General features: G+C 70.4%; 1 protein-coding gene. It reads right to left on the reverse strand.

The features are described from left to right. A partial coding sequence (locus tag SX243_24795; protein ID MDY7096206.1) for an amino acid adenylation domain-containing protein occupies positions 1 to 6,094 on the reverse strand: 6,094 nt, incomplete at both ends.

The following is a 6,094-nucleotide window of genomic DNA, read 5'->3' on the forward strand; positions in this document are numbered from 1 at the left end:
TGCTCGCCGGCCTGGCTCACCAGCGCCCGGCGGTCCACCTTGCCGGTGGGGGTCAGCGGCAGCGCCTCCAGCTCGACGAAGGCCGAGGGCACCATGTAGGGCGCCAGCCGCTCCTGGCAGTAGGAGCGCAGCTCGTCCGCTCCGGGCATGGTCTCGCCGGAAGCCGGCATGGCGTAGGCCACCAGCCGGGCGCCGGAGGCGGCGCCGTCGTCCACCGCCGCCACCGCCGCCTCTTCCAGCGCCGGATGGGAGCGCAGCACCGTCTCCACCTCCCCCAGCTCGACCCGGAAGCCGCGGACCTTGACCTGGCCGTCGCCGCGGCCGAGGAATTCCAGCTGAGCGGTGTTTCCTTCTGAAGAGTCATCCGAGGGAATCCACCGCGCCAGGTCACCACTGGCGTAGAAGCGCTCGCCGGAGCCTTCCTCGAGCTCTACAAACCGCTCTTCGCTCAGCGCCTTCCGCCCCAGATAGCCCCGGGTGACGCCGTCGCCACCGATGAAGAGCTCGCCGGGAGCCCCCGCCGGCACCGGCCGGCCGTCGGGGCCCAGCAGCCGCAGATCTACTCCCGGCAGCGGGCGGCCCAGGAGGCTGCGCCAATGTTCGGCGCCGCGCTCCGGGCTGGCGTGACTGCAGATGATTGTGGCCTCGGTGGGACCGTAGAGCACCTCAATGCTCGCGTTCGGGAAGGTCTCCTCCAGCTCGGTGACCAGATCCCCGGGCACCCGGTCGCCGCCGACGAAGACGGTACGCACCTTCTCGTAGGTCTGCTCTTGCTCCTGCTCCTTGGCATGCACCACCACCTGCCGCAGCAGGGTGGGGACGCCGTGGATGCGGGTGGCCGCGGCCACGTGCCCCGCCAGGGCGTCCTGGTCGAGGGTCGCCTCCCGGCCCACCACCTCCACCGCCGCGCCGCCGGCCAGGGGCATCAGGCATTCGAAGAGGAAGATGTCGAAGGAGTAGGACGCCAAGCAGAGCATCAGATCCCCGGGCTCCCAGCCGAAGCGCTGCTGCGCCGCCGACGTGGTGTGGGCCAGGTTGCCGTGCTCCACCATCACCGCCTTGGGCTTGCCGGTGGTGCCGGAGGTGTAGATCAGATACGCCAGATCGTCGGCGCTCACCGCCACCGGCACGCCGGGCTGCTCCGGGATCTCCAGGTCCTCCAAGCGCAGGGTGTCGATGCCGGTGAGCAGATCCTCCGGCAAGCCGTCGAGGGCTTCGCCGTGACCGACGACGATGGCGAGCTCCGAGTCCTCCACCATGTAGGCCAGCCGCTCCGCCGGGTAGTCCGGATCCAGCGGCACGAAGGCGCAGCCGGCCTCCAGCACGCCGAGGATCGCCGCCGGCAGATCCGCCGTGCGGTGCAGGCACAGGCCCACCAGAGTGCCGGTGTCGACCTTGGGGCGGCGTAGCAGGGCGGTGCGCACCGCGGCGCTGCGGCGGGCCAGCTCGCCGAAGCTCCACACCTGGTCGCCGCCGCGCACCGCCGGCGCGTCGGGCGAGGACTCCGCCATCCCCGCCACCCGCCGCGGCAGGGACGCAAAGCTCCGATCCGATAGCTCCTCGCCGTGGCCCCAGGCGGTGAGCTGACTCTGCTCCGCCGCCGACAGCATGGGCACTCGATCCAGGGGCCGGGAGGGATCCGCCGGCAGCTCGTCCAGCAACCGCTCCAGATGACCGAAGATGCGGTCGATGGTTGCGGAGTCGAAGCGCGCCGTGTCGTAGGCCAGGCTGAGGGAGAGCTGGGCCTGGGGATTGATCACCAGGGTCAGGGGGAAGTGGGAGCGCTCCCGGGCGGGCTCCATGGAGACCGACAGATCCCCCTCTCCCGGGTTGCCGGCGTCGTCGTCGGTGATGGCCTCCCCGGTGGGATAGTTCTGGAACACCAGCATGTGGTTGAAGAGCCCCGCCTCCGAGCCCTGGCCTCCCCAGCTCGGGCCTCCCCAGCTCGGGCCGGCCCAGCGCTGGACGTCCACCAGCGCCGAATGCTCGTATTGACGCTGCTCCGCCTGGGCCTCCTGCAGCGCCTGCAGCCAGCCACCGGCGGTGAGACTCTCGTCGTTCGCCGCCGGCTCCCAGGAGGCGCGCACCGGCAGGTTGTTGATGAACAGACCGATCATGGTCTCCACCCCCGGCAACGCCGCCGGTCGGCCGGAGACCACCGCGCCGAAGATCACGTCCCGACGCCGGCTGTAGCGGCCCAGAAGCTGTGCCCAGGCGCCCTGCACCAGCGTGTTGATGGTCACCCGGGTCCGGCGGGAGCGTTCCTGCAGGCGCTCCCAAACGGCGGCGTCCACCAGCACCTCCCGCTCCTCGTAGGAGCTGGGGCGGGCGCCGGCGCCGTGGGCGGGACGGTCGAAGGGCAACGGCGTGGCCACCTCCACCCCCGCCAGGGCGCGGCGCCAATAGGCCTCCTCCTGCGCCCGGTCCTGGGACTGAAGCCAGGCGATGTGATCGCGGTAGCGGGGCCGCTGGGGCAGCTCCGGCCAGCCTCCCCGGGAGAGCGCCCGGAAGGCCAGGGCGAACTCCTGGAAGACCATGGGCAGGCTCCAGCCGTCGAAGAGGATCTGGTGGAAGCTCCACTCGATGTGGTGCACGTCCGGCGCCAGCCGCGCCACCAGGAAGCGCATCAGCGGCGGCGCCGAATCCAGCGGGAAGCTCTGCCGGCGGTCCTCTTCGAGGTATTCGTCGAGGCGGCGGCGCTGCTCGTCCGAAGACAGATCGCTCCAATCCTCGTAGCGCACCGGCACCTCGGCCTCGCCGTGGACCACCTGCACCGGCTCGTCGAGGCCGTCCCAGCGGAAGGAGGTGCGGAGCACCGGATGGGCGTCCACCACCGTCTGCCAGGCCTGGCGGAAGATGTCGATGTCCAGCCGCCCGGCGACCTGATGGCCGTTCTGGGCCATGTAGAAGCCACCCTCCGGCTGCACCAGGTTGTGGAAGAGCATGCCCTGCTGCAGCGGCGAGAGACCGTAGATGTCCTCCATCGCCCCGGCGGAGGCCAGAATCTCGTCCAGCTGCGGCTGATCGAGGTTCGCCAGGGGGAAGTCCGACGGCGTGAAGCCACCGGCCTCCGGGGACAGGCAATGCTGCACCAGCTGAGCCAGCCGCTCCACCAGGGAATCCGCCAGGGCCCGCACCGTCACCTCGTCGTGGACGGCGGCTGAGAAAGTCCAGGCCACCTCCAGGGTGCCCTCCAGCACCGAGGCGTTGACCTCCAGCAGGTGGCTGCGGCGCTGCCCCTCCGGCGACGGCAGCTCGCCGTCCCCCGCCACCAGCTCCACCGGCAGGTCGCCGCCGAGGCCGCGGTCCAGCTGACCGACATAGTTGAAGAGCAGCGGCGCCGGCGGCTGGGCCGCCAGGGCCGCGCGGGTTTCTTCGGAACCATAGGTGGCCAGCAGTCCATACCCGAGGCCACCGCGGCCGGGCACGTTCCGCAGCTGCTCCTTGGCGGTCTGCAGCGCTTCCTTGGGCTGCGCGTCGGCGGGCACGGCGAGGAGCACCGGGTAGAGGCTGGCGAACCAGCCGACGGTGCGGGAGAGATCGACGTCGTCGAAGATCTCTTCCCGGCCGTGGCCTTCCAGGTCCACCAGCAGCGGACCGGTCGCCTCGCCCTTCCATTCGGAGACGGTCTGGGCCAGGGCGGTGAGCAAGACCTCCTGGACGTTCATGCGGTAGGCCCGGGGGGCCTTGCCCAGCAGCTCTTCGGTGAGACCGGCGTCGAGGCGTGCCGACAGGGTCTTCTCACCGCTGGCCAGATTTTCCGCCTCGGGATGGTCCACCGGCAGCGCCGGAACCGAAGCGCGCTCCGGCGCCAACCAATAGCTCTCCTCACCGGCGACGCCACCCTCCTCCACGTGCTGCTGAAGCTTCTCCGCCCAGGTGCGGATGGAGGTGGTCTTGGGGGCCACCTCCATGGCCGCTTGCTCGTCACCCTCGGAGGCCTGGCGGTAGCCGTCCACCAGGTCTCCCACCAGGGTCTGCAAGGAGACCGTATCCACCACCAGGTGATGGGCCGCCAGGAGCAGCCGCTGCCGGCGGTCCGGACCAAGGTCGAAGAGCGCCGTACGGAAGACCCGCCCGGTGGCGACATCGAGGCTGGCCTTGAGGCTCACCGAGCGCTCCGCCAGCGCCGCGTCCTGGGCCTCGCGGTCGAGATCGGAGAGGTCGTGGACCTCCAGCAGATCGCCCCAAGCTTCCTCGGCCCCGTCTTCCTCGATACCGGCCTCCGGCACCGGCAGCAGCTCCTGCTTCCAGCCGTCGGAGCCGTGTTCGAAACGGGTACGGAGGGCGTCGTGGTGGGTGAGCAGCGCCGCCACCACCGGTTGCAGCACCTCTGCCTCCCAACGCTCCTCCAGCGCCAGCAGCACCGGCAGCTGGAAGTGGTTCGGGTCCGCCGGATCCTGGGCGAAATACCAGGACTGGATGGGCAGCAGGGGCACCGCGCCGGTGACCTCCCCCTGCTCCGCCACCACCATGGAGGCCTGGCCAGCGACCTTCGCCAGCTCGGCGATGGTGGGATTCTCGAACACCAGCCGGGGGTTGATCTCCACCCCCGCCTTGCGCGCCCGGGTGGTCAGCTGAATGGACAGGATGGAATCGCCGCCGAGCTCGAAGAAGTCGTCGTGAATGCCGACACTCTCCACTCCCAGCACCTCGCTCCAAGCCTGGGCCAGCGCCTTCTCGGCGTCGGTGCGCGGCGGCTCGTAGCCCTGCTCGCCGGCGCGGCTCAGCGAGCCCGGGGCCGGCAGGGCGTCGCGATCCACCTTGCCGTTGGGGGTCAGGGGCAGCGAGCCCAGCTCCACCAGCGAGGCGGGCACCATGTACTCCGGCAGGCGTTGGCGGAGGTAGGCGCGCAGATCCGCCGCGCCGAGGTCTGCAGTCTCCTCATAGACCACATAGCCCACCAGCCGGGTGCCGCCGGCCCCTCCGGATGTAGCGGGGATGTGGGCCACCACCGCCGCCTCGCGGACGCCGGGATGGTCCCCCAGGGCCTGCTCGATCTCCCCCAGCTCGACCCGGAAGCCGCGCACCTTGACCTGATGATCCATGCGGCCGAGGAATTCCAGGTCGCCGTTCTCCCGCCAGCGAGCCAGGTCGCCGGTGCGGTACCAGCGCGCTCCTTCTTCGGAGCTCAGCGGATCCGGACCAAAGCGCTCGGCGGTGAGGGCCGGGCGGCCGAGATAGCCGCGGCCGACGCCCAGGCCGCCAATGTAGAGCTGGCCGGTGACCCCGACGGGCACCGGCTCCAGGCGGTCGTCGAGGACCCACACCCGGCTGTTCAGCACCGGCTTGCCGATGGGCAGATCGAGATCCACCCCTCCCGCATCGGGCTCCTCTCCCTCCGTCACGCCCTCGAGGCGGAAAAGGGTGGAAGTGACGGTGGTCTCGGTGAGGCCGAAGACGATGTAGAGGGGGATATCCCACTGTCGCCAGGAAGCCAGCCGCTCCTGCTGGGGTTTCTCGCAGCCCACCAGGATCCAGCGCAGCGACTCCGGCGGCTTGCGGCCGGCCTGCACCATGGCGTGGACCCACTCCTGCCAATAAGCCGCCGGCAGCTCCAAGCCGGTGACGCCGTGGTCGCTGATCTCCCGTTCCAGCTCCGCCGTCGAGAGCAGCAGATCCTGGCTCGGCACCACCACCGCCGCTCCCGCCGCCAGTGCCGGATAGACCTCCTCCACCACCACGTCGAAGGAGAGGGAGGCGAATTGCAACACTCGATCGCTGGCATCGAGACCGAATTGCCGCACCATCTCCGCCGTGTACTGCACCACCATGCGGTGGGAGATCATCACCCCCTTGGGCTTGCCGGTGGAGCCAGAGGTGTAGATAACGTAGGCCAGCTGGTCCGGAGAGACCTCGGGCAGCGCCGCCTCGGGCTCCACCGTCGCCGGCTCCTCCTCCATCAGCTCGTCCAGCAGGATCTTCTCCGTCGCCTCCGGAAGCTGGCCGACGGCGTCTTTCTCCGTGATCACCAGCGGCGCGGACGAATCCTCCACCATGTAGGCCAGGCGGTCCGCCGGGTAGGCGGGATCCAGGGGCACGTAGGCGCAGCCCGCCTGCAGGATGCCCATGAGGCCCACCACCAAGCGCTCGG

It is taken from the genome of Acidobacteriota bacterium (genome assembly GCA_034211275.1).
GTDB lineage: Bacteria > Acidobacteriota > Thermoanaerobaculia > Multivoradales > JAHZIX01 > JAGQSE01.